Annotated in this window: 23 protein-coding genes; 15 read left to right on the top strand and 8 right to left on the bottom strand. The window is 72.3% G+C overall.

The features are described from left to right. Positions 1–154 precede the first annotated feature (154 nt). On the top strand, positions 155–1,567 hold the full coding sequence (locus H4W80_RS56745; protein WP_225964245.1) for an LCP family protein: 1,413 nt from the start codon (positions 155–157) through the stop codon (positions 1,565–1,567). A gap of 30 nt (positions 1,568–1,597) precedes the next feature. On the opposite strand, the gene H4W80_RS56740 is transcribed toward H4W80_RS56745, so the two are convergent. After that, positions 1,598–3,634: a spermine/spermidine synthase domain-containing protein gene (locus H4W80_RS56740; protein ID WP_192792615.1), complete on the bottom strand. Its 2,037-nt coding sequence runs from the start codon at positions 3,632–3,634 to the stop codon at positions 1,598–1,600. 182 nt (positions 3,635–3,816) lie between these two features. On the opposite strand from H4W80_RS56740, the gene H4W80_RS56735 reads away from it, so the two are divergent. Next, positions 3,817–5,175 (top strand): S8 family serine peptidase, encoded by a 1,359-nt coding sequence (locus H4W80_RS56735; protein WP_192792614.1) that lies wholly within the window; start codon positions 3,817–3,819, stop codon positions 5,173–5,175. Positions 5,176–5,184: 9 nt separating this feature from the next. Here the strand turns inward: H4W80_RS56735 and H4W80_RS56730 are convergent, their stop codons facing one another. After that, positions 5,185–5,910 (bottom strand): ABC transporter permease, encoded by a 726-nt coding sequence (locus H4W80_RS56730; RefSeq protein ID WP_192792613.1) that lies wholly within the window; start codon positions 5,908–5,910, stop codon positions 5,185–5,187. Then, positions 5,910–6,665 carry an ABC transporter ATP-binding protein gene (locus H4W80_RS56725; RefSeq protein WP_192792612.1) on the bottom strand — a complete coding sequence of 252 codons (756 nt, stop codon included), beginning with the start codon at positions 6,663–6,665 and terminating at the stop codon, positions 5,910–5,912. The genes H4W80_RS56730 and H4W80_RS56725 overlap by 1 nt, the downstream gene beginning before the upstream one ends. Before the next feature lie 66 nt (positions 6,666–6,731). On the opposite strand from H4W80_RS56725, the gene H4W80_RS56720 reads away from it, so the two are divergent. Beyond that, a complete protein-coding gene (locus H4W80_RS56720; RefSeq protein ID WP_192792611.1) occupies positions 6,732–7,397 on the top strand; it encodes a TetR/AcrR family transcriptional regulator in 666 nt (221 codons plus the stop codon). On the opposite strand, the gene H4W80_RS56715 is transcribed toward H4W80_RS56720, so the two are convergent. Next, the gene (locus tag H4W80_RS56715) at positions 7,353–7,661 is read right to left on the bottom strand and encodes a DUF4190 domain-containing protein (protein WP_192792610.1); all 309 of its coding nucleotides are present in this window, start codon (positions 7,659–7,661) and stop codon (positions 7,353–7,355) included. The genes H4W80_RS56720 and H4W80_RS56715 overlap by 45 nt on opposite strands. Before the next feature lie 119 nt (positions 7,662–7,780). Here H4W80_RS56715 and H4W80_RS56710 point away from each other — a divergent pair, with 119 nt between their 5' ends. Further along, positions 7,781–8,572, top strand: a complete 792-nt coding sequence (locus H4W80_RS56710; RefSeq protein ID WP_192792609.1) for an ion transporter — start codon at positions 7,781–7,783, stop codon at positions 8,570–8,572. On the opposite strand, the gene H4W80_RS56705 is transcribed toward H4W80_RS56710, so the two are convergent. Next, positions 8,555–9,784: a low temperature requirement protein A gene (locus tag H4W80_RS56705; RefSeq protein WP_192792608.1), complete on the bottom strand. Its 1,230-nt coding sequence runs from the start codon at positions 9,782–9,784 to the stop codon at positions 8,555–8,557. The genes H4W80_RS56710 and H4W80_RS56705 overlap by 18 nt on opposite strands. Positions 9,785–9,786: 2 nt before the next feature. Next, a complete protein-coding gene (gene rpsD, locus H4W80_RS56700) occupies positions 9,787–10,401 on the bottom strand; it encodes a 30S ribosomal protein S4 (protein WP_192794361.1) in 615 nt (204 codons plus the stop codon). A gap of 67 nt (positions 10,402–10,468) precedes the next feature. On the opposite strand from rpsD, the gene H4W80_RS56695 reads away from it, so the two are divergent. From H4W80_RS56695 to H4W80_RS56685, 3 genes are all read left to right on the top strand, one after another. Further along, positions 10,469–11,170, top strand: a complete 702-nt coding sequence (locus H4W80_RS56695) for a DUF2470 domain-containing protein (protein WP_192792607.1) — start codon at positions 10,469–10,471, stop codon at positions 11,168–11,170. A gap of 71 nt (positions 11,171–11,241) precedes the next feature. Beyond that, a complete protein-coding gene (locus H4W80_RS56690) occupies positions 11,242–11,784 on the top strand; it encodes a hypothetical protein (RefSeq protein WP_192792606.1) in 543 nt (180 codons plus the stop codon). A 214-nt stretch (positions 11,785–11,998) separates the two neighbouring features. Next, a complete protein-coding gene (locus tag H4W80_RS56685) occupies positions 11,999–13,387 on the top strand; it encodes an MFS transporter (RefSeq protein WP_192792605.1) in 1,389 nt (462 codons plus the stop codon). A gap of 22 nt (positions 13,388–13,409) precedes the next feature. On the opposite strand, the gene H4W80_RS56680 is transcribed toward H4W80_RS56685, so the two are convergent. Further along, positions 13,410–14,060, bottom strand: a complete 651-nt coding sequence (locus H4W80_RS56680; protein WP_192792604.1) for a TetR/AcrR family transcriptional regulator — start codon at positions 14,058–14,060, stop codon at positions 13,410–13,412. Between the two features lie 77 nt (positions 14,061–14,137). Between H4W80_RS56680 and H4W80_RS56675 the strand changes: the two genes are divergently transcribed. Beyond that, entirely contained in the window at positions 14,138–15,712 is a 1,575-nt protein-coding gene (locus H4W80_RS56675) for an ABC-F family ATP-binding cassette domain-containing protein (RefSeq protein ID WP_192792603.1), read from the top strand. Positions 15,713–15,714: 2 nt separating this feature from the next. Here the strand turns inward: H4W80_RS56675 and H4W80_RS56670 are convergent, their stop codons facing one another. Next, the gene (locus H4W80_RS56670; RefSeq protein WP_192792602.1) at positions 15,715–16,920 is read right to left on the bottom strand and encodes an ROK family transcriptional regulator; all 1,206 of its coding nucleotides are present in this window, start codon (positions 16,918–16,920) and stop codon (positions 15,715–15,717) included. Positions 16,921–17,071: 151 nt separating this feature from the next. Between H4W80_RS56670 and zwf the strand changes: the two genes are divergently transcribed. The 7 genes from zwf to H4W80_RS56635 all read left to right on the top strand — a co-directional run bounded on the left by zwf (position 17,072) and on the right by H4W80_RS56635 (position 26,601). Beyond that, entirely contained in the window at positions 17,072–18,538 is a 1,467-nt protein-coding gene (zwf, locus tag H4W80_RS56665) for a glucose-6-phosphate dehydrogenase (protein WP_192792601.1), read from the top strand. Then, on the top strand, positions 18,517–20,535 hold the full coding sequence (edd, locus tag H4W80_RS56660; protein WP_225964244.1) for a phosphogluconate dehydratase: 2,019 nt from the start codon (positions 18,517–18,519) through the stop codon (positions 20,533–20,535). The genes zwf and edd overlap by 22 nt, the downstream gene beginning before the upstream one ends. 111 nt (positions 20,536–20,646) lie before the next feature. Beyond that, the gene (glk, locus tag H4W80_RS56655) at positions 20,647–21,612 is read left to right on the top strand and encodes a glucokinase (protein ID WP_192792599.1); all 966 of its coding nucleotides are present in this window, start codon (positions 20,647–20,649) and stop codon (positions 21,610–21,612) included. A gap of 75 nt (positions 21,613–21,687) precedes the next feature. Further along, complete coding sequence (gene eda, locus H4W80_RS56650; RefSeq protein ID WP_192792598.1) at positions 21,688–22,299, top strand: bifunctional 4-hydroxy-2-oxoglutarate aldolase/2-dehydro-3-deoxy-phosphogluconate aldolase; 612 nt, start codon at positions 21,688–21,690, stop codon at positions 22,297–22,299. Between the two features lie 134 nt (positions 22,300–22,433). Next, a complete protein-coding gene (locus tag H4W80_RS56645) occupies positions 22,434–23,192 on the top strand; it encodes an IclR family transcriptional regulator (RefSeq protein WP_192792597.1) in 759 nt (252 codons plus the stop codon). Between the two features lie 214 nt (positions 23,193–23,406). Then, positions 23,407–24,573, top strand: coding sequence for a cytochrome P450 (locus tag H4W80_RS64215; protein ID WP_192792596.1), 1,167 nt, complete (start codon positions 23,407–23,409; stop codon positions 24,571–24,573). A gap of 111 nt (positions 24,574–24,684) precedes the next feature. Further along, positions 24,685–26,601 (top strand): serine/threonine-protein kinase, encoded by a 1,917-nt coding sequence (locus H4W80_RS56635; protein ID WP_192792595.1) that lies wholly within the window; start codon positions 24,685–24,687, stop codon positions 26,599–26,601. Positions 26,602–26,603 lie beyond the last annotated feature (2 nt).

The raw sequence follows: 26,603 nt of genomic DNA, 5'->3' as shown, positions 1-26,603 counted from the left end.
GTGTAAGGAGCCGGGTGTGAGCAATCGCGATGGGGCAGAAACCGTGCCAGGGGGCAAGAAACGGCGACCTGTTCGCCGGCCGCGCCCTGGTGGCTCCTCATCCCCTCGCTTCGCCAAGCCCCTGACAACCGGATCCGTACTCGGGTGGACCGCATTGTCCGCCATCGCGCCCGGCGCCGCACATCTGCGCGCCGGGCGCCGCCGTACCGGGCTGATCCTCCTCAGCGTGTACGCGGTGCTGCTCCTGGCGGCCCTGGCCTACGGGCTGACCCGGAACCTGCAGAACCTCACCGCGTTCGCCGGCGACGGGATGATGATCACCGTGGTCGTGGTGGCCTCGGTCCTCGCGCTGATGTGGTTCGCCGTGCTGGTGACCTCGTACGTCGCGCTCGGGCCCAACCGCCTCAACCAGCAGGGCCAGGTGCTGACCGGCATCGTCGTCGGGGTGCTGTGCGTGGCGGTGATGTCGCCGTTCGCCCTGACCGCCAACTACGTGCTGACCGCGCGGGACGCGATCAAGCAGATCTTCCCCTCGGTGTCCGACCCCGAAGTCGCCGCCCCGGTCAAAGAGGGCGAGGACCCGTGGAGCGGCAAGGACCGCGTGAACTTCCTGCTGATCGGCGGCGACGCGGCCGGCAACCGCACCGGCGTGCGCACCGACAGCATGAACGTGGCCAGCATCGACCTCAAGACGGGCAACACCGTCCTGTTCAGCCTGCCGCGCAACCTGCAGCACGTGCGCTTCCCGCCGAGCTCGCCGCTGCACAAGCAGTTCCCGAACGGCTTCATGGCCGAACTCCCCAACGGGGGCCTGCTCAACGAGGTCTGGCAGTACGCCAACGACAACCCGCAGCTCATGGGCGGCAAGAACAAGGGCCCCCGGGCGCTGATGGACGCCATCGGCTACACGCTGAACCTCAAGATCGACTACTACATGCTGATGAACATGTACGGCTTCGCGGACCTCGTCGACGCCATCGGCGGCCTCAAGATCCGGGTCGAGCAGGACGTCAAGTGGGGCGGCCACTTCGGCACGGCGGGCACCATCAAGGCGGGCTACCGGAAGCTGACGGGCGAGCAGGCCCTCTGGTACGGCCGCTCCCGCGTCAACAGCGACGACTTCTCCCGCATGGCCCGCCAGCGCTGCGTCATCGGCGCCTTCGCCCAGCAGGCCACCCCCACCGTGATCCTCACCAACTTCACCAAGATCGCCGGGGCGGCCAAGCGGCTGGCCCAGACCAACATCCCCCAGCACCTGGTGCAGCCGCTGGTGGAGCTGGCCGTCAAGGTCAAGGACGCCCGGATCACGAGCATGCAGTTCGTGCCGCCGGAGTTCTGGCCGGGCTCGCCGGACTGGGCGAAGATCCGCGTGGCCTCCAGGAAGGCGATCGCCGACTCCAACCGGCCCGCCCGCCAGGCCCAGACGGCCAACGTGAGCGCGTCCCCGAGCGTCACGTCCTCGGCCTCGCCGACCCGTACGCGCCCGCTGACGCCCACGCAGACGCCGACCAGGAACACCCAGAAGGGCGGCGGCGCCAAGTCCCTCGACGAGCTCTGCGGCCTGTGAGCGGCGGGGTTACACCCCGCCGCCCGGCCGTCAGGCGGTGACCGGCTTGCGGGGCAGCAGCACCATCGCCCCGATGTAGAGCACCGCCGCCACGATCAGCAGCCCCTTGTAGCCGATCACCAGCGCCGCGTACTCCAGGCACCCGCCCACCATGGCCCCCAGCAGGTTGGCGCCGAAGGAGGTGGTCGCGTCGGCCGTCTCGGCGAAGCGCTTGGCGAAGACGACGTTCGCGGCGAAGATCGGCAGGAACGCCACCACCACGGCCGCCACCGCGCGCAGCGGCACCGGCAGGGACAGCAGCCACGCGTTCGGCACCAGCCAGGCCAGCAACAGCCCCGCGAGCAGCACGCCGTACATGACGGGCAGCGGCGGGGTGCGGAAGTGGCGGGTGATCTCGACGGCGGCGAGGACCGCGACCAGGACGCCGGCGAAGACGATCGCGTTGACCACCCACGTGGTGCCGAACAGCAGCGCGAACCCGGTCACGCTCTTGGTCTCCAGCAGCATGAACGCCACGCCCAGCAGGAACAGGTCCGCGTACGGCCGCATCCGCTGGTAGGGCCCGGCGACGACGCGGACGGCGAGGAGGCTGACGACGAGGATGAGGCCGAGCGTGATGATGTAGATCGGCGGGATCGTGGCGTCCTTGAGGTAGAGGAACGGCCGGTCGTCGTTGGCGGGCTGCGGGGTGCCGGGGGCGGCGCCGGGCCACTCCGACGCGCAGCGCTGCGCGTCGGCCGTCACGCCCGCCGTGATGACGGCCTGCTGGCCGGCGGTGCTGACGACGTCGACGCACGGCTTGTGACCGAAGGCGCGCTGCATGGTCGAGGCGAGGCGGTCGACCAGCCAGCTCTCGCGGTAGTAGTTGTACATCGAGAAGGTGCCGCCCGGCTTGAGGTGGGCGCGGGCGGCCTTCATGGCCTCCTCGGTGAACAGGTAGCTCTCCAGGCGCAGCGAGCTCGCCCCGGAGACGAGGGTGAGCGAGTCGGGCAGGGCGAAGAGGATGAGGTCGTACTTGTCGCCCGTGCGCTCGAGGAAGGCGCGCCCGTCGGTGATGTGGGTGGTGACGCGCGGGTCGTCGTACGGCTTGTCGGGGTGGACCGAGCCGCCCAGCTCGCGCAGCTTGGGGTCGATCTCCACGGCGTCCACCCGGCCCGCGCCCTTGGACAGCGCGATGGCCACGTCGGTGCCGCTGCCCGCGCCGACGATGAGCACGTCCTTGGGCGGCTTGCTGGTCCTCTCGTACGGCAGGCCGTACTGGGCCTCCCACTGCAGCCGGGCGGCGGCGGGCACGGCCTGCTGGTGCGGGATGCCGTTCACGGCGATGTCGGTGACGAGCACGCCGAGCTGCGTGAGCTGCCGCGTGGTCACCTTGTAGTACGGCGACCAGATGGCCCCGGCGGTCAGCGTCTCCATCAGCAGCAGCCCCACCACGGCCAGCGAGGGCACGGTCACCAGGCCGAGATAGAGCGAGCGCGGCCGGGGCGTGAGCAGCAGCCCGTAGCAGATGGCCGCGATCAGCCCCCAGAACACCGGCGGCGCGCTCAGGAACGACAGCGCCGTGAACGCCGCGATCCCGCTGAGGCTGCCGATGAGGTCGTAGCGGTAGGCCTCCAGGCGCGGCAGCTCGGGGAAGCAGCGCCCGACGAGCTCTGCGGGGCCCATGAGCACCAGCGCGGCGGCGCCGAAGATCACCGGCAGGATCAGCCACGCGGGCGGCCCGCTGGTGGACAGGCTCGTCCAGTACAGGACGCCCTCGGTGTTCCTGTCGACGGTCACGGGGAACGTCAGGACGACGGCGACCAGGGCGGCCAGCACGACGGGCGAGTAGTACGGCTGCCGCCGCGACCGCCCCACGCGCAGGAAGCCGAGCCCGATGCCCAGGAACGAGCCGAGCAGCACGAAGTTGGTGAAATAGCTGAGGTGGACGATGTTGGACCCGGTCCACCGGATCAGCGCCAGCTCGAGGAACAGCATGAAGGCGCTGGCGAGGACGAGCCTCGGCCGCACCGCCAGCCAGTGAGCTCTTTCTCCGTCGTCGACCGGCTTCTGCGCCTGGAGCGTCATGATTCGACACCGTAGTGAACAGACCGGGAACACGGAAGCCTGACGCCCGGAAGAAATGTCATCCGGTTCGCACCAATTACGGTGTTTGCGCAGGTCAAACCCCTGAAAGGCGCTGGACGCCGGGGCGATGAATGGAGGAATCTTGGGGAGTTCATTTCCTCCCCGAGATTCGGTGGTGACACATGCGGGTCCTGATCCAGCTCCGCCCCTCCCCTGATCTGGTCGCGGCGGTCGCCGACCCGGATCAGAGCGCCACGACGGCCGACGTGGCCGACGGGCTGCCCGGGGTCGAGCTCGACACCGCGTACGTCCCCGTGGCGGTCGCGCGGCCCGTCCCGGCCGCCGGGGGCGATCCCCTCTCGCTCAACCAGCCGCTCGACTTCTCGCTGGCCGCCGAGGACGCCTCCGTGCTGGTGCGCGGCACGATCTCGGACGACGAGCTGGCCTCCAGGGTCACGCTGCTGCCGGCGTTGCGGCCCGACGTGGTCGGCGTCTACGCCGACCCGGTGATCGGCACCACCCGCACCTGCGGGGGCGACCCGCCGGTCGGCACCTGGCACGACGTGGAGCGGCTGCTGAACGTGCCGGGGCTGAGCGCCGAGGGCCTCGACGGCAGCGGGGTGGCGCTGGCCGTGCTCGACACCGGGATCAACGCGGCCCACACCGCCAGGCAGCTCGGCAGGGGCGTCACGCTGGACGCCGAGCGGTCCTGGAGCCCGCAGGGGGTGTCGGGCAAGGCGGGCGAGTTCGAGGTCGATCACGGGACGATGTGCGCCTTCGACACGCTCATCGCCGCTCCCCAGGCGTCGCTGATCGACATCCCCGTCCTGCTGTCCACCCGGCCCGGCGGCTCGGCGCTGGACGGGCTGCTGTCGGACGCGGTGTCGGCGTTCGCGCACCTGCGCACCGTGCTCGCCGCCCAGCCCGCCGGGTCCAGGGCGCTGGTGGTGAGCAACTCGTGGGGCTCCTTCTCCCCCGAGTGGGACTTCCCCGTCGGGCATCCGGGCAACTACTCCGACAACGCCGCCCATCCGTTCAACCTGATGGTGGCCGAGCTCGACCGGGCCGGCGCGGACGTGCTGTTCGCGGCGGGCAACTGCGGCACCCAGTGCCCCGACGGCCGGTGCGTCTACCCCAACCGGCCCATCGTCGGCGCCAACTCCCACCCGAAGGCCCTGTCCGTCGGCGGCGTCGACATCAACGGGGAGCGGGTGGGCTACTCCTCGCAGGGCCCCGGGCGGCTGACCGCCCGAAAGCCCGACTTCTGCGCCTACACCCACTTCTCCGGGTCGAAGGCGTTCGGCGACGACGAGCCCGACTCGGGCACCTCCGCGGCGACGCCGGTGGCCGCCGGGCTCGTCGCCGCCGTCCGCACCCTGTGGCCCTCGACCCGGCTGTCGCCCACCCAGCTGCGGGCGCTGCTGCGGCGCACCGCCGAGGACCGCAGCGAGGTGGGCTTCGACTACGACTACGGCTACGGGAACGTGGACCCGGCGGGGATCATCGCCGCGCTGCGGCGGCGCGCCAGGAACGCGGCCTGAACGGCGCTCTCAGGCGTTCTCCCGGTTGAAGACCCTGGTCCCGACCGTGAGGCTGACCGCGGCGAACACCACGGTCACGGCCACTCCCAGGCCCACGGTGCCCGTCAGGTAGCGCCCCGCGAACAGGTCGCGCAGCGCTTCCAGCGTGTACCTGAACGGGCTGAGGTGCGAGATGGCGTCGAGCCAGCCCGGCGCCATCGACATCGGCAGGAACGAGCCGGACAGCAGGACCAGCGGGATCACCGCCGTGGACATCACGGGCGCGAACAGGTGCTCGTTCATGGTCAGGGCGATGGCGTACGACAGCGCGGCCAGGCTGCTCCCGAGCACGATCACCAGCACGAACCCGGCCGCCAGCCCCGGCGCGGGAGCCCGCAGGCCGAAGGCGAAGGCGACCGCGAGCAGCAGCAGCGTCTGGATCGTCATGGTGAGCGCGTTGTTGAGCACGCGCCCGAGCAGCAGCGCCAGCCGGCTGGCCGGGGTGACGCGCATGCGCTCCAGCACGCCGGAGCGCTTCTCGAACACCACCCCGAAGCCCGCCAGCCCCATGCTCATGAGCCCGAGCTGGATGATGAGGCCGGGGACGAGCGTCTCCCACGTGCCGAACGTGGTGAAGATGGGCCCGAACAGCACCAGGAAGAGCAGCGGCTGGATCGCGCCGAAGACCATGCCGACCTTCTGCTGGAGCGTGACGCGCACGCCGTGGCGGAACAGCACCCAGGTGTCGCGCAGCATCAGACGCCCTTTCCGGTGAGCACGCTCTCCTCGCGCAGCGACCTGCCGGTGATGTCCAGGAACACCTCGTCGAGTGTGCGCCCGCCGGTCTTCAGCTCGGCCGGGGCGCCCTCGGCCACGATCCGGCCGTGGTCGATGATCACTATCCGGTCGCAGAGCGCGTCGGCCTCGTCCAGGTAATGGGTGGTGAGGAAGACCGTCATGCCCCGCTCTCCGCGCAGCGAGCGGATGTGCTCCCACAGGTTGGCCCGGCTCTGCGGGTCGAGGCCCGTCGTGGGCTCGTCGAGGAAGAGCAGGACCGGGTCGTGCAGCAGGGCGAACGCGATGTCGAAGCGGCGGCGCTGGCCGCCGGACAGCGCCGCGCCCGGCTTCGACTCCAGGCCCGTGAGTTCGAGCCGCTCCAGCGCCTCCCGCGTCCTGGCCTCCGCCTGCGCCCTGCTCAGGCCGTACAGCATGCCCTGGAGCACGAGCTCGCCCATCAGCGGCGAGGTCGGCGACGTCCCGCCGGTCTGGGAGACGTAGCCGATGCGCCTGCGCACCTGCCTCGCGTCACCGAGCAGGTCGTGGCCGGCCACCGTGGCGGTGCCGGAGGTGGGGCGCAGCAGCGTGGTCAGCATGCGCATGGTCGTGGTCTTGCCGGCGCCGTTCGGACCGAGGAACCCGACGATCTCGCCGGGCCCGACCGACAGGTCGACGCCTTTGACGGCCTCCACGCCGCCGTCGAAGGTCTTGCTCAGACCTGAAGTAGTAATCATTTCATCGCCTCCAAAATTAGAGTAGCCACAATTTTGGAGTCACTGCAAGCTTGGTACGATGACGGCATGGAAGAGGGGCTGCGGGAGCGGAAGAAGCGCGAGACCAGGCAGCGCATCGCGGACATGGCGATGGGGCTGTTCATGGCCAAGGGGTTCGACAACGTGACCGTGGCCGAGATCGCGCGGGTCTCCGACGTGTCGGTCAACACGGTGTTCAACTACTTCGGCACCAAGGAGGACCTGTTCGCCGACCGGCAGGACGTGGCGATCGACCTGGCGCCGCAGGTGCTGCGCGAGCGCGAGCCCGGGGAGAGCGTGGTGGGGGCGTTCCGCCGCGACTTCTTCGACGCGCTCGACACGCGCCACTGGCGCTACGGGCTCAGCCAGGGGTCCGACGTGTTCGCCCGGATCGTCAGTGAAGCACCCTCGCTGGTGGCCAAGCTGCGTGAGATGCACGAGAAGCGGGAGGACGCGCTGACGCGGGCGCTGGCCGACGAGCTCGAGGCCGATGCCGACGACCTCACGCCCCGCCTGGTCGCCACCCACATCCTCAACACGACGAGGATCCTCACCCACTCTTCGGTGCGCAGGCAGCTGGCGGGCGAGCCGTGGGAGAGCATCGAGCCCGACCTCAGGGTTCAGGCCGACAAGGCGTTCGACCTGCTGGAGTCGGGCTTCGGCGAGCTGCTATCGGGAAAGGGCGCCGGTGACCAGCATGAGCCCGAACATTAGGACGACGAAGCCGAGGCCGATCATCATCAGGACCGAGCTGACGATGCCGCAGATGCGCCCGGCCTGCACCATGCCGCGGTTCTCGTAGTAGTAGCCGCTCTCGTCGATCTCGCGCAGCGCCCTGGTGCCCATCGACCAGGCGAAGGGGCCGATGAACGAGCAGACCACCAGACTCAGGATGCCCAGCACCAGGATGGTGGTGCCCTGGGGGTGGCTCTGGGGTGGCGGTCCGTAAGAGGAGGGACCGTAGTTGGGATAGGACATAGTCTCTCGGCGCCCTCACCATTCGTCGCTCAGCTGCGTTTTTATACCACAGACACCGGCTTGATCATGTTGCGCCATCATGGTGGGGCACATGACCAAGCCCTTAGGAGCCTGCCCCCGTGCGTGAACGCACCGCCGCCTTCCTCGCCCGCGAAAGCTTCCAGCGGTTCATCGTCGGCGTCATCCTGCTCAACGCGGCCACGCTGGGTCTCGAGACCTTCCCCGCGGTGGTCGCGCGCTTCGGCCACCTGCTGACCGTGGTCGACCACATCGCGCTGTACGTCTTCGCCGTCGAGCTGATCGCCAAGATCTACGTCGAGCGCTCCAGGTTCTTACGCGACCCGTGGAACGTCTTCGACGCCACCATCGTCGCCATCGCCTTCCTGCCCGCCACGGGCGGCCTGTCCGTGCTGCGCTCCCTGCGCATCCTGCGCGCCCTGCGGCTGCTGTCGGTCGTGCCGAGCCTGCGCCGCGTCGTCTCGGCGCTGCTTCGCGCGATGCCGGGCATGAGCTCGATCGTGGTGCTGCTCGGCCTGGTGCTCTACGTGGCCGCCGTCATGGCCACCAAGCTCTACGGGAGCACCTCCCCCGAGCGCTTCGGCAGCCTGCCGACCTCGCTGTTCACCCTCTACCAGACGATGACCGGCGACGACTGGGGCAACATCGCCAGGGAGGTGATGACCCGCCATCCGTCGGCCTGGGTCTTCTTCACCATCTTCATCCTGATCTGCACGTTCGTGATCCTGAACCTCTTCATGGCCGTGGTCGTCAGCGCCATGGACGAGGAGAGCGCCGAGGAACGCGCCGAGGAGCGCGCGGTGCTGGAGGACACCAGCGAGCACACCCAGCGGATCCTCGACGAGCTGGCCGAGCTGCGCAAGGAGGTCGCCGAGCTACGCCGGCCGGACTGAGCCCTGCTGGGCCGTGCCGCCGCCGTGCCGGTAGGCCACCCGCCACAGGGCGACGACCAGCAGCAGCGCGACCACGGCCCAGCCCTCGACGAACCCGGACACCGCGCCCACCGCCAGCGGCGCGGCCACGGACGGCAGCGCCCATCCCCAGATCCACCGCCGCTCGGCGCCGCTCGCCACGCCGAGCACGGTGGAGGCGGCGAAGTAGACGGCCAGACCGGCGGCCAGCACCCAGCCGACGCCGCCGTGCGGGTGCGCGGCCGGGTCCGCGGCGACCGCGCCGAGCCCGGCCGCGGTCGCGGTGATGCCCGCGGTCATCGCGAAGTGCGCGGGCAGCGCCACGTACGCGCGCAGCCCCCGCTCGGCCGCGCCCGGCACCGCGCTCACGCCGTACTGCAGGGTCAGCCACCACAGCGAGACGATCAGCCCGAACCCGGCCACCGCCGCCAGGCCGAGCTGCAGGTCCCAGGACTGCCCGGAGGAGGCCATCACGACCTGCATGACGGCCTCGCCGAGCACGATGATCACGAACAGGCCGAGCCGTTCCCCGAGGTGCGCCGGGTCGAGCACGGCGGCCTTGACCCGCACCGCCGGGCTCAGAGCCGGCACGTTGCCCCTGCGCCGCTCGCGCTGCTCCAGCCGCTGCGCCTGCCGCAGGGCCTGATGCTGCAGCTCCTTGATCAGGCGCTCCGGCCTGCGGCTCTGGAGCACGGAGAAGATCAGGTCGAGTACGGCGCCCAGCCCCCACAAGAAGTAGCGGGCCGGGCCCTGGACGCCGATGGAGGCGAACCACGGGATCAGGCCCGCACCGAGCTGGGCCGCCGGCCACGCCGTCAGGATCGTGCCGGCGCGCTGCAGGGTCTGCGACGCGCCGATCCTGCAGGTGATGTAGGCGGCGATGAACCAGCCGTCATGCGTGTCGCCGGTCGCCTCCAGCACGTGCGCCACGTCGGGCGCGGCCGCGGCCATCACGGCGATGCCGAACATGCCGATCAGGATGCCGCGGGTGCGGGTGCGCTCGGCCTCGGCGTTGGAATAGAGCGTCAGCGTCGTCCACACGCTCCACACGGCGTAGTAGAGCACCGCGAACAACGCGACGTTCTCCCATGTGGGATGCTCCAGCCGGTGGGCCAGCTGCGCCACGGCCACGACGACCACCAGGTCGAAGAACAGCTCTAACCAACTCGCATGACGCTCCACCGGTTCGCTCACGGCTAACGAGAATAGAACTCCACGACGAGTTGCTCCTCCACGGGTACCACGATCTGCCCGCGTTCGGGGCGGTTCACCAGCGTGAACGTCAAGTCGGCGTGATCCACGGAGAGGTAGGGCGCGGGGCGCTCGTCGGCGTACACGCCTTCGGCGGCGGCCACGAACGGCTGCATCCCGCGCGACCGCTCCCGCACCGTGACCACCTGGCCGGGCTTGACCAGGTAGCTGGGGATGTCCACCTTGCGGCCGTCCACGGCGATGTGGCCGTGGTTGACGTACTGCCGCGCCGCGTAGATGGACGGCGCCAGCCCGGCGCGCAGCACGAGCGAGGCCAGGCGGCTCTCCAGCAGCGTGACCAGCTCGGCGCCGGACGCGCCCGGCTTGCGGAGGGCGAGGTCCCAGTAGCGGCGCAGCTGCCGCTCCGACACGTCGTAGTACCAGCGCAGCTTCTGCTTCTCCATCAGCCGCAACCCGTAGTCGCCGGTGCTGCGGCGGTTGGTCTTGCGGCCGTGCTCGCCCGGCGGATAGGGGCGCTGCTCGAAGTAGCGGACGGCTTTCCTGGTCAGCGGGACGCCCGCGCGACGCGACAGTCGCACCTTGGGGCCGGTGTAGCGCACGTTCACCTCAATGTGATTAGGTAACCCTTACTTAGGGAAGCCTAACCTATCATTGAACGGAGAGCCCATGCTGCCGATCCCTGAGCGGGTCCGCACCCTCGCCGCGAGCGCGAACGTCGCCAAGCTGTCCGTGGACGGAGCCCCCTCGCCGGCCCGGGGCGGCGTGGACGAGCGCGGCCGGCCCGTGCTCCTGGTGCTGCCCGGCGAGCCCCTGCACCCCTTGCGCGAGGACGCCGTCGTGGCGGTGAACCTGACGTCGATGCGGCAACTGGGCGACGCCACCCATCCGCGCGGGCTGCTGGAGGTGCAGGGGTGGGCGGAGGCCGTGCCGGAGAGCGAGGCGCGCGGCGCGGCGGTCGCGGTGGCCGCCCACAGCGCCGACGAGAGCCTGTTCGACGCGCTCGAACGGTTCGGGGAGCGCTCCGCGCCCCGGCTGCTGCGGCTGGACGTGGGGCAGGTCGTGTACCTGACCGGGCAGGAGTCGGGGCTGCTGGACGCCGACGACTACCTGGACGCGGCGCCGGACCCGCTGGCGGAGACGGCCGAGCGGGTGCTCGCGCACGTCAACGCCTCGCACCGGGCGCAGCTCACCGCGGGCGTGTCCCGGCAGCTCGGCGAGGAGGCCGGCGAGGTGTGGCTGTGGGAGCTGGACCGGTTCGGGGCGACCGTACGGGTGGACGAGTCGCTGATCCGCTTCCCGTGGCCGACGCCGGCCCACTCCGGCCTGTGCCTGGAGACGGCGCTGCGCGGGCTGCTGTGCTCCTGTTGATGATCACAATTGGCTCGCCCATTTGTCCGGATCGGCCCTGGCGTCGGCGGCACCTCTCTAGCATTTGAGGGGTGACTGGCACGGAGCGATCATCGGAGCCCACCCGGTTCGCCGACGAGGGCGGGCGGCGGGGGCGGATCCTGATGATCGCCGGCGCGCTGATCGGCACGCTCATGCTGGCCTCGGCGGGGATCCTGGTGGGCGGGGCGTCCACCGCCAGGCGGCCGGACGCGGTCGACTGGCACGGCACCGGCCCCGGCGCCCGCGACAGCTCGGTCCCGGTCGCCGCCGAATCCCGCCTCCGCACCGCGTCCACCGCTGCCACCACCACTCCCACCGGCCTCGGCCCCTCCGCGCCGCCGACGCGCTCCCGCTCCGTCGCGCACCGCCCCACCCCGAAGCAGGCGCTATCCGCGCGCCCGACCGCGCGGCGGACGACCCCCACACGGCCGACCCCGGCCCCGGTTTCCCGCACGCCCACGCCGGCGCCGGCCACGATCACTCCGGCGGCGCAGCCGACCCGCCCGTCCGTGGCGCCACCTCCCACCGACGCCACGCCCCCTGGCCGCACGCACGTGCCGCCCGGCCAGACGCGCCACCCCAGAAAGCACTAAAACCCCCTTTTTTACGGCTGCGCACGGTGGGCCGCACGCGCCGACGCCCCTGGCCGTCCGTCATGGCCGGCCGTGAAGGCTCACGGGCTGCTCGCCGTGACGACGCGCACTCTTGACCGCCTCCGCGAAAAGAACCTCGGCCAGCTTGTGGAATGAAGCATTCCGTTCTGCTAATCTGGAACAGAACAAGCCGTTCCAATTCAGGAGGCCGTGAATGACCGTCCTCGACACCCGCCCCGCGCAGGCACCCGCCACCCCCGCGCCCTACAAGTGGCGCTGGCCCGCGCTCGCGGTGGTCCTCGCCGGTTCCGTGATGGAGCTGCTCGACGCGACCGTCACCACCGTCGCGGGCCCCACGATGCGGGCCGACCTCGGCGGCGGCACCTCCCTGATCCAGTGGCTCGGCGCGGCCTACACCCTCGCCATGACCGCGGGCCTGCTGACCGGCGGACGCCTCGGGGACATCGTGGGGCGCAAGCGCATGTTCCTCATCGGCGTCATCGGGTTCACCGTCGGGTCGCTGCTGTGCGCCCTGGCCGCCTCCCCCGAGACGATCATCGCGGCCAGGGTCGTGCAGGGGCTGTTCGGGGCGGCGATGATCCCCCAGGGCATGGGGCTGATGAAGGAGATGTTCCCGCCCAAGGAGCTGGCGGTCGCGATGGGGACGTTCGGGCCGGTCATGGGGCTGTCGGCGGTGGGCGGGCCGATCCTGGCGGGCGCGCTGACCGGGGTGGACTGGCGGCTGATCTTCCTGATCAACCTGCCGATCGGGGCCGCCGCCGCGCTGGCCGCCCTGCGCTTCCTGCCCGCCTCCCGCCCGGTCAGGGGCGTGCGGCTCGATCTGCCGGGTGCCCTGCTGGCCTGCGCGGGCACCGTACTCATGGTCTTCCCGCTGGTCCAGGGGCGCGAGAGCGGCTGGCCGGCGTGGGCGTTCGCGATGATGGCGGCCTCCGCGGCGGTGTTCGCGGTCTTCGCGGCCTACGAGAAGCGCAGGGCCAGGCGCGGCGGCGACCCGCTGGTGGCGCCCAGCCTGTTCGGCAAGCGGGCGTTCGTCTCCGGCATGGCGACCGGCACGATCTACTTCGCCGCCTTCACCGGGTTCTTCCTCGTGATCGGCCTCTACACCCAGCTCGGCCTGGGCTACTCCCCGCTCAAGGCGGCGCTGACCGGCGTGCCCTCGTCGCTGGGCATGATCGCGGGCATGGGCGTCGCGCAGGCCGCCCGGCGGCACGGCCGCAAGGTGCTGCTGGCCGGCGCGATCGTCATGGGGCTCGGCGTGATCGGGGTGATCGCCGTCGCCTCCCCCGGGGTCTCGCCCTGGCAGCTCGCCCCGGCGCTGGTGGTGTCCGGGCTGGGCAGCGGGCTGATCATGAGCCCGTACTTCAGCATCGTGATGGCCGCCGTCGAGCCCCAGGAGACCGGCTCCGCCTCCGGCGCGCTGACCGCGCTCCAGCAGGTGGGCGGGGCGCTGGGCCTGGCCCTGCTGGGCACCCTCTACTTCGGCACCGGGAGCGTGGCGATCACGCTGTGGGTGGCGGCCGGGATGATCGCCCTGACGTTCGCGGTCGGCCTGATGCTCCCGAAGCAGGCCCGCGAGGACTGACGACCCCCCGAAGGCGGCCGGCTCACCCGAGCCGGCCGCCTTCGCGTCCGCGGGACTGCTCCATGCCCTCCAGCAGGTAGCCGAGGCCCTCGTCGAACGTGGCGTCCCACGCGTGGTCGAGGCCGTGCTCGGCGAGGGCCGGGTAGCGCTCGGCGCGCTCCCTGAGGAACTCGCCGGTGTCGTCCCCGTCGCGGTCCTGCCAGGTCACCTGCATGACGACCGAGCCCATGACGTAGTTGGACAGGCTGTAGGCGGCGGGCTTGGGGGCGGCGAAGCCGGCGGCGGCCAGGGTCGCGTAGAGGAACTCGGTGCGCTCCAGCGCGTTCGGGCCCATGAGCGGGCGGTCGAGGATGGTGGCCGACCACGGGTGCCGCAGCAGGGCCGCGCGCCAGCCGCCGATGAGCTCGCGGACGGCCGCCTGCCACCCGGAGCCGCCCGCCGGCAGCCGCACCTCCCCGAAGACGGCGTCCAGGGCCAGGTCGAGGACGTCGTCCTTGGTCTTGACGTGCCAGTAGAGCGTGGTCGAGCCGGTGTCGAGCCGCTCGGCCAGCCGGCGCATGGTCAGCCGGCCCACGCCTTCCTCGTCGAGCAGCGCGACCGCCTCGGCCACGATCCGGTCGAGCGTCAGCGTCTGTCTCGGCGCCTTCTGGGGGCGCGACCACACGGATTCCACCTGGAGATAATACGTTGTTCTAGAGACCGGATCGATGGTCTAGTTAGTCGAACGACGATCGAGTGGAGGTGGCCGTCATGGGGCACATCGAGGTGAGCGGGCTGACGTACCTGCTGCCGGACGGGCGGCCGCTGCTGCTGGAGACGTCCTTCAAGGTGGGCGCCGGCGCCAAGGCGGCGCTCGTCGGGCCGAACGGCGCGGGCAAGACCACGCTGCTGCGGTTGATCGCGGGCGAGCTGGCCCCGTCGGACGGACGCGTGGCCAGCGGCGGCGGGATCGGGGTGATGCGGCAGTTCCTCGGCGCGGGCACCGTGCACGACCTGCTGATCGGCGTCGCCCCGAGGCGCGTGCGCGACGCCGCCGCCGCGCTGGAGGCGGCCGAGGCGGCGATGTCGCGCAGCGACGACGAGCCCGCCCAGCTCGCCTACGCCCAGGCCATCGCCGACTACGCCGACGCGGGCGGCTACGAGCTGGAGGTGGTGTGGGACGTGTGCGCCACCGAGGCCCTGGGGCTGCCGTACGAGCGGGTGAAGGACAGGGAGCTGGGCACGCTGTCGGGCGGGGAGCAGAAGCGGCTCATGCTGGAGGCGCTGCTGCGCGGGCCGGACGAGGTGCTGCTGCTGGACGAGCCCGACAACTACCTGGACGTGCGGGCCAAGCAGTGGCTGGAGCGGGCGATCAGGGGCTCGGCCAAGACGGTGCTGCTGGTCTCGCACGACCGGCAGCTGCTGGCCGAGGCCGCCGACCGGATCATCACGGTGGAGGGGCGCGAGGTGTGGGTGCACGGCGGCGGGTTCGCGACGTACGCCGAGGCCCGCAGGCGGCGCAGGGAGCGCCTCGAAGAGCTGCGCCGGCGCTGGGAGGACGAGCGGGCCAGGCTGCGCCGCCTGGTCCACACGCTGCGCCAGCGCTCGGCGAACAACGACGCGCTGGCGGGGGCGTACCAGTCGGCGGTCACGAGGCTGGAGCGCTTCGAGCGGGCGGGGCCGCCGCGGCGCGCGCCGAAGGAGCAGAACGTCCGGATGCGGCTGCGCGGCGGGCGCACCGGGAAGCGGGCGGTGACCTGCGAGGACCTGGAGCTCACCGGGCTGCTGCGGCCGTTCTCCACCGAGGTCTGGTACGGCGAGCGGGTCGGCGTGCTGGGCCAGAACGGCACCGGCAAGTCCCACTTCCTGCGCCTGCTGGCGGGCGAGCCGATCGCGCACACCGGCGTGGCCCGCCTGGGCGCCAGGGTGTCAGCCGGGCACTTCACCCAGACCCACGTGCGGCCCGACCTGGTCGGGCGGGCCGCCGCCGACGTGGTGATGCGCGAGTACGCGCTGACCCGCAACGAGGCGATGGCGGCGCTGGCCCGCTACGAGCTGGCGCCGGCGGGCGGGCAGCCGTTCGAGACGCTGTCGGGCGGGCAGCAGGCCCGGCTGCAGATCCTGCTGCTGGAGCTGTCGGGGGCGACGCTGCTGCTGCTCGACGAGCCGACGGACAACCTCGACCTGGCCAGCGCGGAGGCGCTCCAGCAGGGGCTCGCGGGCTTCGAGGGGACGGTGCTGGCGGTCACGCACGACCGCTGGTTCGCCGCCGACCTCGACCGCCATCTGGTCTTCGGCGCGGACGGGCTCGTACGGGAGAGCGACGTCCCCCGCTGGGACCTCTGACCCTACGGGGCGGCGACGCGCTCGCGGCGCAGGGACGAGATCGTCATGGTCTCGTCCACGGCCTCCGGCGAGAGCACGTGGTCCAGCACCATCACCGCGCACCCGCTGATGCCCGCGCCCGCCCCCAGCCGGCTCGGCTCGATGCGCAGCCGCCGGGTGGCCAGGGCAGTGGAACGGCGGTAGACGACCTCGCGGATGCTCGACACCAGCGGGCCGAACGCCTCGGCCACGTCGCCGCCCAGCACCACCACCGACGGGTTGAGGATGTTGACCGCCCCCGCCAGCACCTCGCCGATCCGGCGCCCGGCCTCGCGCACGGTCGCCATCGTCTCGGCGTCGCCCGCGCGCACCAGCGCGGTCACGTCCGCGATCGTCTTGACGTCCTTGCCCTGCGCCCGCAGGTCGCGCAGCAGCGCGGTGCCGCTGGCCACGGAGTCGACGCAGCCGGTGTTGCCGCAGCGGCACAGCACGTCGCCGCCGTCGAGCACGGGGATGTGCCCGATCTCGCCCGCCGCGCCCAGCGCGCCGCGCAGGATGCCGCCCCCGGCGATCACGCCCGCGCCGATCCGCGTCGAGATCTTCACGAACATCAGGTCGTCCAGGTCGGGGTAGGCGCCGCGGTGCTCGCCGATGGCCAGCACGTTCACGTCGTTGTCCACGAGCACGGGGACGGGGAAGCGCTCGCGGATGATCGGCGGGATCACCACGCCGGTCCACGAGGCCATCACGCGGGCGCTCTCGGCGCGCCCCTGCGCGAACTCGACCGTGGCCGGCACGCCCATCCCGACGCCCCTGAGCATCGAGCGGGGCCGGTCGCCGAGCAGCTCGTCCCAGGAATCCATGATCACCGGGAGCACGACGTCGGGCCCCTGCTCCACGTCCATCGCGAACTCGCGCCCGGCCAGCTCCCGCCCGGCCAGGTCGCAGACGGCCACCCGGGTGCGGCTGGCGCCGAGCGCCGCCACCAGCACGACGCCGCCCGAGGCGTTGAACTCCAGCCGGACCGGCGGCCGCCCGCCCGTGGACGGGGCGTCGTCGCGCTCCAGGACCAGGCCGCGTTCCAGCAGCTCACCCACGCGCAGCTGCACCGCGGGCCGCGACAGGCCGGTCACCCGGCCCAGGTCGGCGCGCGTCACGGCCTCTCCGGCGCGGATGAGGCGGAGCACCTCGCCACTGGTGGCGAGGGTCGCGGCGGTACGTCGAGGCATCGGCTAAGTGAATCACATGGGGTTAGGTCATGAAAAGTCCAGACTTTTTTATCTCAAATGCCAAAACTCCGCTTGTGTGAGACCCAAACTCTCGTTAGTGTCCGTTCTGTCCCTGCTTGGTAGATCATCGGAGCCCGTAACCGTGTCCCCCGTGTCGACAACCAGCCCCGCCCACACCGCCGACCTCGTCGTCTTCGGCGGCACCGGCGACCTGTCCATGCGCAAGCTGCTCCCGGCGCTCTACCACAGCGACAGGGACGGCCGGCTCTCCCCGGAGACCCGCGTCATCGCCATGTCCAGGGGCGGCCTGACCGACGCCGACTTCCGCGGCAAGGTGGACGCCGAGGTACGCGACCAGGTCCCGATCGACGACCCCGCCACGTGGCAGCGCTTCCTCGGCCGCCTGCACCACGTGTCGGTCGACGTCGGAGGCGCCGACAAATCGGGCTGGGGGGCGCTGAGCCGGCTGCTGGCCGGGCACGAGCAGCGCGACCGGGTCTTCTACCTGGCCAGCCCGCCCCGGACGTTCGGCCCCTTCTGCCGCGAGCTGGAGGAGGCCGGGCTGGTGACGCCGCGCTCGCGCGTGGTGCTGGAGAAGCCGCTGGGCCACGACCTGCCGAGCGCGCAGCGGATCAACGACGAGGTCGGCGCCATCTTCGACGAGCGCCAGATCTTCCGCATCGACCACTACCTGGGCAAGGAGACCGTCCAGAACCTGCTGGTCCTGCGCTTCGCCAACGCCTTCCTCGAGCCGATCTGGAACTCCCTGTGGATCGACCACGTCCAGATCACCGCCGCCGAGACCGTCGGCACGCCGGGCCGGCGCGGCTACTACGACCACGCGGGCGCGCTGCGCGACATGGTGCAGAACCACCTGCTCCAGCTCCTCACGCTGACCGCGATGGAGCCGCCGGCCCGCAACGACCGCGAGGCCATCCGCGACGAGAAGGTCAAGGTCCTTCAGGCGCTGCGCCCGATCACGGGCACGGAGGTCGGCCGCTTCACCGTGCGGGGCCAGTACACCGAGGCCGGCGGGATGCCGGGTTACCTCGACGAGCCCGCCTCCACGCCGCCGACGGAGGCCTCGCGGCGGGTGGAGACGTTCACCGCGATCCGGGCCGAGATCAAGAACTGGCGGTGGGCGGGGGTGCCGTTCTACCTGCGGACCGGCAAGCGGATGCCGTACCGCAGGTCGGAGATCGTGGTGCAGTTCAAGGACGTGCCGCACTCCATCTTCCCCGGCGGCACGCCGAACCGCCTGGTGCTGCGCCTGCAGCCGGAAGAGGGCATCGAGCTGCACATCATGGCCAAGGAGCCGGGCGCAGGCGAGGTGACGCTGAAGCCGGTGCCGATGTCGCTGAGCTTCGGCAAGACGTTCACCGCGCGGGTGCCGGAGGCGTACGAGCGGCTGCTGACGGACGTGCTGGCCGGGAACCCGACGCTGTTCATGCGGCGTGACGAGGTGGAGGCGGCCTGGCGCTGGATCGACCCGATCCTGTCGACCTGGGAGTCCTCCGGCGACCTGCCCGAGCCCTACCCCGCCGGGACCACCGGTCCCGCCGGAGCCCACGAACTGCTCGGCCGCAGCGGTCGCGAATGGCACGAGGAGGACGTGTGAACAATCGATTCCGGGTTCATGGACCCGACGAAGGAGGCACCGTGAACCCCGTCATCCAGGACGTCACCGACCGCATCATCGAGCGGAGCGCCACGAGCCGGGCCGCGTACCTGGCGCGCATCCGGCGCGACGGCGAGGCCGCCAGGGCCAAGGGCCCGGCCCGCGCCCACCTCGGCTGCGCGAACCTGGCGCACGGCTTCGCCGGCGCGCCCGCTGACGACAAGCTCGTGCTGCGGGGCGTTGGAAACAACGCTGCCAAGCCGGGCGTGGCGATCGTGACGAGCTACAACGACATGCTCTCGGCGCACCAGCCGTACGAGACGTACCCGCCGGAGCTGAAGGCCGCGGTGCGCAAGGCCGGCGGCGTGGCACAGGTGGCGGGCGGCGTGCCCGCGATGTGCGACGGCATCACGCAGGGGCGGCCCGGCATGGAGCTGTCCCTCTACAGCCGCGACGTGATCGCGATGGCCGCGGCGATCGCGCTGTCGCACGACATGTTCGACGCGTCGCTGCTGCTGGGCGTGTGCGACAAGATCGTGCCCGGCCTGTTCATCGGGGCGCTGCACTTCGGGCACCTGCCCGCGATCTTCGTCCCGGCCGGGCCGATGACCTCGGGCCTGCCGAACAAGGTCAAGGCGCGCACCCGCCAGCTCTTCGCCGAGGGCAAGGTGGGCCGCCAGGAGCTGCTCGACGCCGAGGCGAAGTCGTACCACTCCCCCGGCACCTGCACCTTCTACGGCACCGCCAACTCCAACCAGGCGCTGATGGAGGTCATGGGCCTGCACCTGCCCGGCTCGACCTTCGTCAACCCGCACACCGAGCTGCGCCACGCCCTGACCGAGGCGGCCGGGCGCCGCGCGGTGGAGATCACCGCGCACGGCTCGGAGTACACGCCGATCGGCGAGCTGGTCGACGAGAAGGCCATCGTGAACGCCTGCGTCGCCCTGCTGGCCACCGGCGGGTCCACGAACCACACGATCCACCTGGTCGCCATGGCCGCCGCCGCGGGCATCGTGCTGACCTGGGACGACTTCGCCCGCCTGTCGGGGGTCGTGCCGTCCCTCACCAAGATCTACCCGAACGGCCAGGCGGACGTGAACCACTTCCGCGACGCCGGCGGCATGCAGGTCCTCATCGGCGACCTGCTGGACGAGGGCCTGCTGCACGGGGACGTCATGACCGTGGCCGGGCCCGGCCTCGACCGCTACCGCGAGGCTCCCGAGCTGGTGGACGGCGAGCTGGTGTGGGCGCCGGTCACCGGCGGCAGCTCCGACCTGGACGTGCTGCGGCCGGTCGCGGCGCCGTTCTCCCCGGACGGCGGCATCCACATGCTGTCGGGCAACCTGGGCCGGGCCGTCTCCAAGGTCTCGGCGGTCAAGCCGGAGCACCTGGTGATCGAGGCCCCGGCGAAGGTGTTCGACGACCAGCTGGAGCTGCTGCGGGCGTTCGAGGCGGGCGAGCTGGACGGGCAGGACTTCGTGGCGGTCATCCGCTACCAGGGGCCGAGCGCGAACGGCATGCCCGAGCTGCACAAGCTCACGCCGCCGCTGGCCGTGCTCCTCGACAGGGGGCAGCGGGTCGCGATCGTCACGGACGGCCGCATGTCCGGCGCGTCCGGGAAGGTGCCCGCGGCCATCCACCTGTCGCCCGAGGCCGCCGACGGCGGGCCGATCGCCCTGGTGCGCGACGGCGACCCGATCAGGCTGGACTCGGCGGCGGGGACGCTGGAGCTGCGGGTGCCCGCCGAGGAGCTGGCGCGCCGCGCGCCGCAGGGCCGCCCGCTGAGCGACGCGCAGTGGGTGGGGACCGGGCGCGAGCTGTTCGCGGCCTTCCGCCGGATGGCGGGTCACGCGGAGCAGGGCGCCGGGATCTTCGGCGTCAGCGGCGCCGAGTCGCCCGACCACGGCCCCGGCCTGGGCTTCCTCGCCGAGGCCGGCGCCTCGCACCTGGAGACGGGCGCCCCGGTCGGCGCCCAGCACGCCGGGCTGGCGAGGTGACGGATCGGAGTCCGATGGCTCATCGCCCGCTCTGGGGCGATGTGAGCGTTCGTGGGATCCTTCGGTATACGGCGAGCGATCTTGACGCCGCCCTGGACGCCGGAGGTATGCGTGAGTGCCTTTGACCTTCCGTGGCTGGTCGCCGACATCGGCGGGACCAACGCCCGGTTCGGCCTCGTCACCTCGTCGGGAGCGCGGCCGGCCAACGTCGCGGTCCTGGCCGGGTCCGACTACGCGACCCTCCCCGAAGCCGTAGCCGCCTATCTCGCGGAGCACGCGGGCGGAGTGCGACCGGGGGCGGCGTGCCTGGCCGTGGCCGGGCCGATCGACGGCGACCGCTACCGGCTCACGAATTCCGCGTGGGCCGGGTCCGTACGGGATCTCGACGTGCCGTACGCGGTGCTGCTCAACGACTTCGAGGCGCTGGCGGTGTCGCTGCCGCACCTGGAGGGCGGTGACCTGGTCTCGCTGGGCGGCCCCGAGCCGGGCCACGGGGTCAAGGCCGTGCTGGGGCCGGGGACCGGCCTCGGCGTGGGCGGGCTGGTGCCCGCCGAGCACGGCTGGACGCCGATCCCGGGCGAGGGCGGGCACGTCACGGTGCCCGTGGTGGACCGGCGGGAGCTGGAGATCGTCCAGGTCCTGCAGTCGCAGGGGCTGCCGCACGTGGTGGCCGAGCACGTGCTGTCCGGGCCTGGGCTGGTCCGGCTGCACCGGGCGCTCGCCCAGGTGAACGGCGTCGCCGCCCCCGACCTGACCGCCTCGGACATCGTGGCCCGGCTGGACGACTCGCTGTGCGCGGAGACGGTGGAGGTGTTCTGCGGCATGCTGGGCAGCTTCGCCGGGAACGTGGCCCTGACCCTCGGCGCGAGGGGCGGGGTCTATCTGGGCGGCGGAGTGCTCCCCCGTATCGTGGAACGGGTGCGCACCAGCAGCTTCCGGACGCGCTTCACCGAAAATCCGGATATGTCCCACTACCTGGAGGCCATCGGCACCGCGCTGATCGTCGCCCCGCAACCGGCGCTGACGGGCGCGGCGGCCTGGCTGGCCCAGCGCGCCCGCCGGGAACTGGTGGGATGACCGCGCGGACCTGCCCGGGCGGACCTGTACGTGACTAGACGGCCGTCAACGGGCCGACGAGGAGAAGAAGAACCCATGAGCCTGCTCGATCTCGCCCCGGTGATCCCCGTCGTGGTGATCGACGACGTGGAGAGCGCCGTGCCGATGGCCAGGGCGCTGGTCGCCGGCGGCCTGCCGGTCATCGAGGTGACCCTGCGGACCCCGGTCGCGCGCGAGGCCATCGCCAGGATCGCGGCCGAGGTGCCCGAGGCGACCGTGGGCGCGGGGACCATCCGCAGCTCGGAGGATATCTCGGCGTCGGTGGCCGCCGGGGCGCGGTTCCTGGTCTCGCCCGGCACGACCCTGTCGCTGGTCGAGGCGATGGACTCCAGCGGCGTCCCGTACCTGCCGGGGGCGGCCACCGTGTCCGAGGTGATGGCGCTGGTCGAGCGGGGGGTCAAGGAGCTGAAGTTCTTCCCCGCCGAGGCCGCGGGCGGCGTCCCCTACCTCAAGGCGCTGGCCGGGCCGCTCCCGGACGTGCGCTTCTGCCCGACGGGCGGGATCCGGGTGAACACGGCGGCCGACTATCTCGCGCTCCCGAACGTGGGCTGCGTCGGCGGCACCTGGCTGACCCCGGCCGACGCGCTGGCCGCGGGCGACTGGGGCCGCGTGGAGAAGCTCGCCTCGGAGGCCGCGGCTCTGCGCTGAATGGGGCCTGCGTTAACGGGCGGCAGCCGGGTACGCCAAGGAACGGACAACCGCAGCCCCCGGGAAGCCCCTTTCGCTCTCCGGAGAGCGAAAGGACATCAATGCCGACCGAACTTGTCCGCCAAGTGCAGAGGATGGCGGACGACCGCCCCGTGGCCCAGCCGGGCAGCCTGGAGCGGGGCATCGACATCCTGCTGGCGCTCAACTCCGCCTCCCACCCGGTCAGCCTCTCGCAGCTGTGCCGCAGCACGGGCCTGCCCAAGTCGACCGCCCACCGCATCCTGGGCGTGCTGTGCTCGCGCGAGCTGGCCAGGCGGGTGGGCAACGGCTACCTGCCGGGCGAGCTGCTGGAGACGATGGCCGGCATCACCCGGGCCCGCGTGCCGGGCAGCCGCAAGGTCGTGCTGCCGTACCTGCTCTACCTGTGCGAGACCACCAGGCAGACGGTCAACCTGGCGGTCCCGTCCGGCCTGGAGGCCCGTTACGTCGAGCGCCTCTACGGCCACAACCGCGTCGACTCCCGCTCCGACGGCATGGACCGCGCGCCGCTCCACTGCACGGCGACCGGCAAGGCGCTGCTGGCCTTCGACCCGAGGCTGCGCCAGGAGCTGCTGGCGCGCGGCTCGTTCGAGCGGATGACGCGCCGCACGATCACCACGCTGGGCGGGCTCGAACGCGAGCTGGCCCAGGTCCGGCGGCACGGCGTGGCGTACTCGCAGGAGGAGTTCACCGAGGGCGTGGCGTGCGTGGCCGCGCCGGTGTTCGGGCCGGGCGGCCGGATCTGCATGTCCCTCGGCGTGGCCGCCCCCGCGGGCGCGGCGCCGCTCGCCAAGCTCGGCATCTCCGTGCGCGGCGCCGCCCAGGCCATCTCGGCCGCCCTCCTCGGCGCCTGAAAGCGTTCCGGCCATCGGAACATCTCCGCGGTGTCCACCCGGAAGTGTTCCGGTGGCCGAGACCCCCGATTGCGGACGCGGCGCCACGGGAGATCACATCGGCATATGGACTTCCATCCTGCTCCGGCCACCCAGGAGGCGCCCGCGGGCCGCGAGGTCAGGGCCCGCATGGCCACGGACCCGCGGGCGCCGGTCGGAACACGGAAGGCCGCGCGTGCCTAGGGGCCTGCCCCGGGCCACCGTGCTGGAGAGCCTGCGCCTGGCCGCCACGATCGTCCCGCCGGGCGTGCCGCACCTGGTGCCCGGGCGCGACCCGCTGCGCTCCCGCGCGCTGCTGGCCGAGCTCGAGACCAGGTACGGCGGCCGCCCCGTCCTGGTGCGCGGCCTGCGCGGCCCCGCGCTGCTGGTCATCTCCAAGCGGGACGCCCTGCGCGTGCTGTCGGAGAGCGACGAATACGCGCAGGGCGTCGGGCAGCGCCCCTTCGGCCTGCCGACGGACGTGCTGCGGCCGACGTTCATCGACATCGCCCGGGAGGAGGCCGGGGAGCTCACCTCCGGCGTGGTGGACCACGACCGGCTCAACGCCCGGTGGCAGCGGGTGGCCAGGCGCTGCGTCTACGGCGACGGCGCCGCCGACGACGTGGAGCTCACCCGCCTGCTGGCGGACCTCACCCGGGCCGGCAGGTGGCGCGCCAGGCGGCGCCAGGACCTGCTCTCGGGCCGGTACGACGCCCGCATCCTCGACCACCTGCACCGCGCCGAACCCGGCAGCCTGGCCGGCCTGATCGCCGAGACGCCGGGGGTGGCGCGCTCGCGCGGGCTCATGCAGGCGGCGTTCTGGCTGATGGGCCTCGGCGTGATGTCGGCGGGGCTGATGCAGACCCTGGCGCTGCTGGCCGCCCACCCGGCCCAGCGCAAGTCGGCCCGCCGCGACGCCGACTACCTGCGGGCGTGCCTGCGCGAGGGGCTGCGCCTGTGGCCGCCGGTGCCGGCGCTGTCGCGGGTCACCGCCACCAGGACCGACTGGTACGGCACCACCCTGCCCGCCGGCACCACCGTGCTCGTGCCGATCGCCGCGCACCAGCGCAGCCCGCGCCTGCCGTACGCCAACACCTTCGCCCCCGAGATCTGGCTGGACGGCACCGCCGCGAACGAGTGGTGGGCGCGGTCGTTCAAGGGCCCGGGCTGCGACGGCGTGCACCTCTCGCTCGCGGTCGGGACCGCGTTCCTGGCCGGCATCGTCCGCGCCGCCCGCCCCAAGCCGGTCGGGCGGCTGCTGTCCCCGCACCGCCCCCTCCCCCACACCCTCAACCTCGCGCGCCTGCGGGTGACGATGCGCCCCTTGCGCATCCACGGCGCTGCCTCGCCTGCTCAGAGCTAGTCGCCACCGGACAGGCACTTCCTCCGTTAGAGTCTTGGGTACAAAACGACGTGCCGGGCGGAGGAACGGTTCGGGTTGAGACGGGATGACGACGGCGAGAGGACGGCGACGTTGGGGCGCTCCGCAGGCACTCCTCTGGAGCCGGAAGATCCGCCGGCGATCGGCCCCTATGAGCTGATCAGCCGTCTCGGCACCGGCGGCATGGGCGTGGTCTACCTCGCCAAGGCCGCCGACGGGCAGCGGGTGGCGCTCAAGGCGATCCGGCGCGACTACACGGCCGACCCGGTCTACCGGGCGCGCTTCCACGAAGAGGTGTCCAACGCGCGCAAGGTGGCCTCGTTCTGCACGGCGCGCGTGCTCGACCACGGCGAGGACCGCGGCGTCCTCTACCTCGTCACCGAGTACATCGACGGCATCTCGCTCGAGGACCACCTGATCGAGCACGGCGCGCTGTCGCCGTCGGTGCTGCACTCCGCGGCCGTCGGCGTGGCCGCCGCGCTGACCGCGATCCACGCGGCCGGGCTGGTCCACCGCGACCTCAAGCCGGCCAACGTGATGCTGACGCTGGCCGGGCCCCGGGTGATCGACTTCGGGCTGGCGCGCTCGACGCACGTCAGCTCCCGGCACACCAACGCCGGCATGGTGATGGGCACTCCCGGATGGATCGCTCCCGAGCAGGTCTTCGAGGGGCGCACCAGCCCGGCGGGCGACGTGTTCGCCTGGGGGTCGCTGATCGCCTACGCGGGGCTGGGCGGGCATCCGTTCGGCGAGGGCGACGCGTACGTGATGGCGGCCCGGGCCCGCAGCGCGCCGCCCGACCTGCGGGGGCTGCCCGCGCCCCTGGACCGGCTGGTGGCCGCGGCCATCCACCCCGACCCGGCGCGCCGGCCGGCGGCCAGGCAGCTGCTGCTGGAGCTGGTGGGAGCGGCCGACGAGCCCGCGGCGCAGCTCGCCGCCACCAAGCACCTGACCAACTCGTGGAACCCGTCGGACTTCCCGATGATGCCGCGGCCGCCGCACCCGATGCCGCCCGACCGCACGGGCCGGCCGCCGGGCGCGGGTCATCCGCCCCGCCGCCCCGACGGCCGGGCCCCGCATGCCGAGCCCCGCGGCCCGCAGCCTCCGCCACTCGCCGAACGCACCGGCCCCACGCCGGGGGCGGCGAGCCACGTGCCGCCCGCCGAGCGCACCGGCCCCAAGCCCGGCATGATGCAGCCGCCGCCCGCCGAACGCACCGGGCCCAAGGCCGGCATGATGCAGCCGCCGCCCGCCGAGCGCACGGGACCCAAGCCGGGTCAGGTGCCGCCTGCCGAGCGCACGGGGCCCAGGCCCGGCATGATGCAGCCGCCGCCCGCGGAGCGGACCGGGCCCAAACCCGGCATGATGCAGCCGCCGCCCGCCGAGCGCACCGGCCCCGTGCCGCAGACCGGGATGGGGCCGCGGGGGCCGCACCCGGATCTCACCGGGCCGGTCCCCCACCACCAGACCGGGCAGGGGCCGCTGCCCCACCACGCCGCCACCGGCCAGGGACCGTTGCCGGGCTACCCGCCCGCCAAGCCCAAGCGAGGCGTGCTCACGGGCTGCATGACCGCCTTGATCATCGCGTTCGTGCTGGTGGTGGGCCTGATCGTCGTGCTGGTCTGGGTGCTGCGGCCCTCGGCGGCCGGCGAGGACGGGCCCGTGCAGGACGGCAAGCTGCGCTTCGCCGTCACCAGCACGAAGTGCCCCAAGCCCGCGAAGTCCGCGCTGACCCGCACGTGCCAGATCGGGGTGCGGGTCAGCAACGTCGGCCAGGAGGCCAGGGTGCTCTACCCGGGCCAGCAGAAGCTGGTCGACGAGGACAAGGAGTTACACGGCGGCACGAAGCTGCTCGACAAGGACGGCAAGGAGATCACGCCGATCCGCATCGAGGGGGGCCAGTCGTTCGCCGGGGCGCTGGTGTTCGAGCTGCCGAAGGACCTCGCCCCGGCCGCGCTCGAGGTGCACGACTCGGAGCTGAGCGACGGGGCCCGCCTCAACCTCGGCTGAGC

The sequence above is a fragment of the Nonomuraea angiospora genome (genome assembly GCF_014873145.1).
GTDB lineage: Bacteria > Actinomycetota > Actinomycetes > Streptosporangiales > Streptosporangiaceae > Nonomuraea > Nonomuraea angiospora.
The sequence above is the reverse complement of the archived record's forward strand: the minus strand, read 5'-3'. Positions and strand labels throughout refer to the sequence as shown.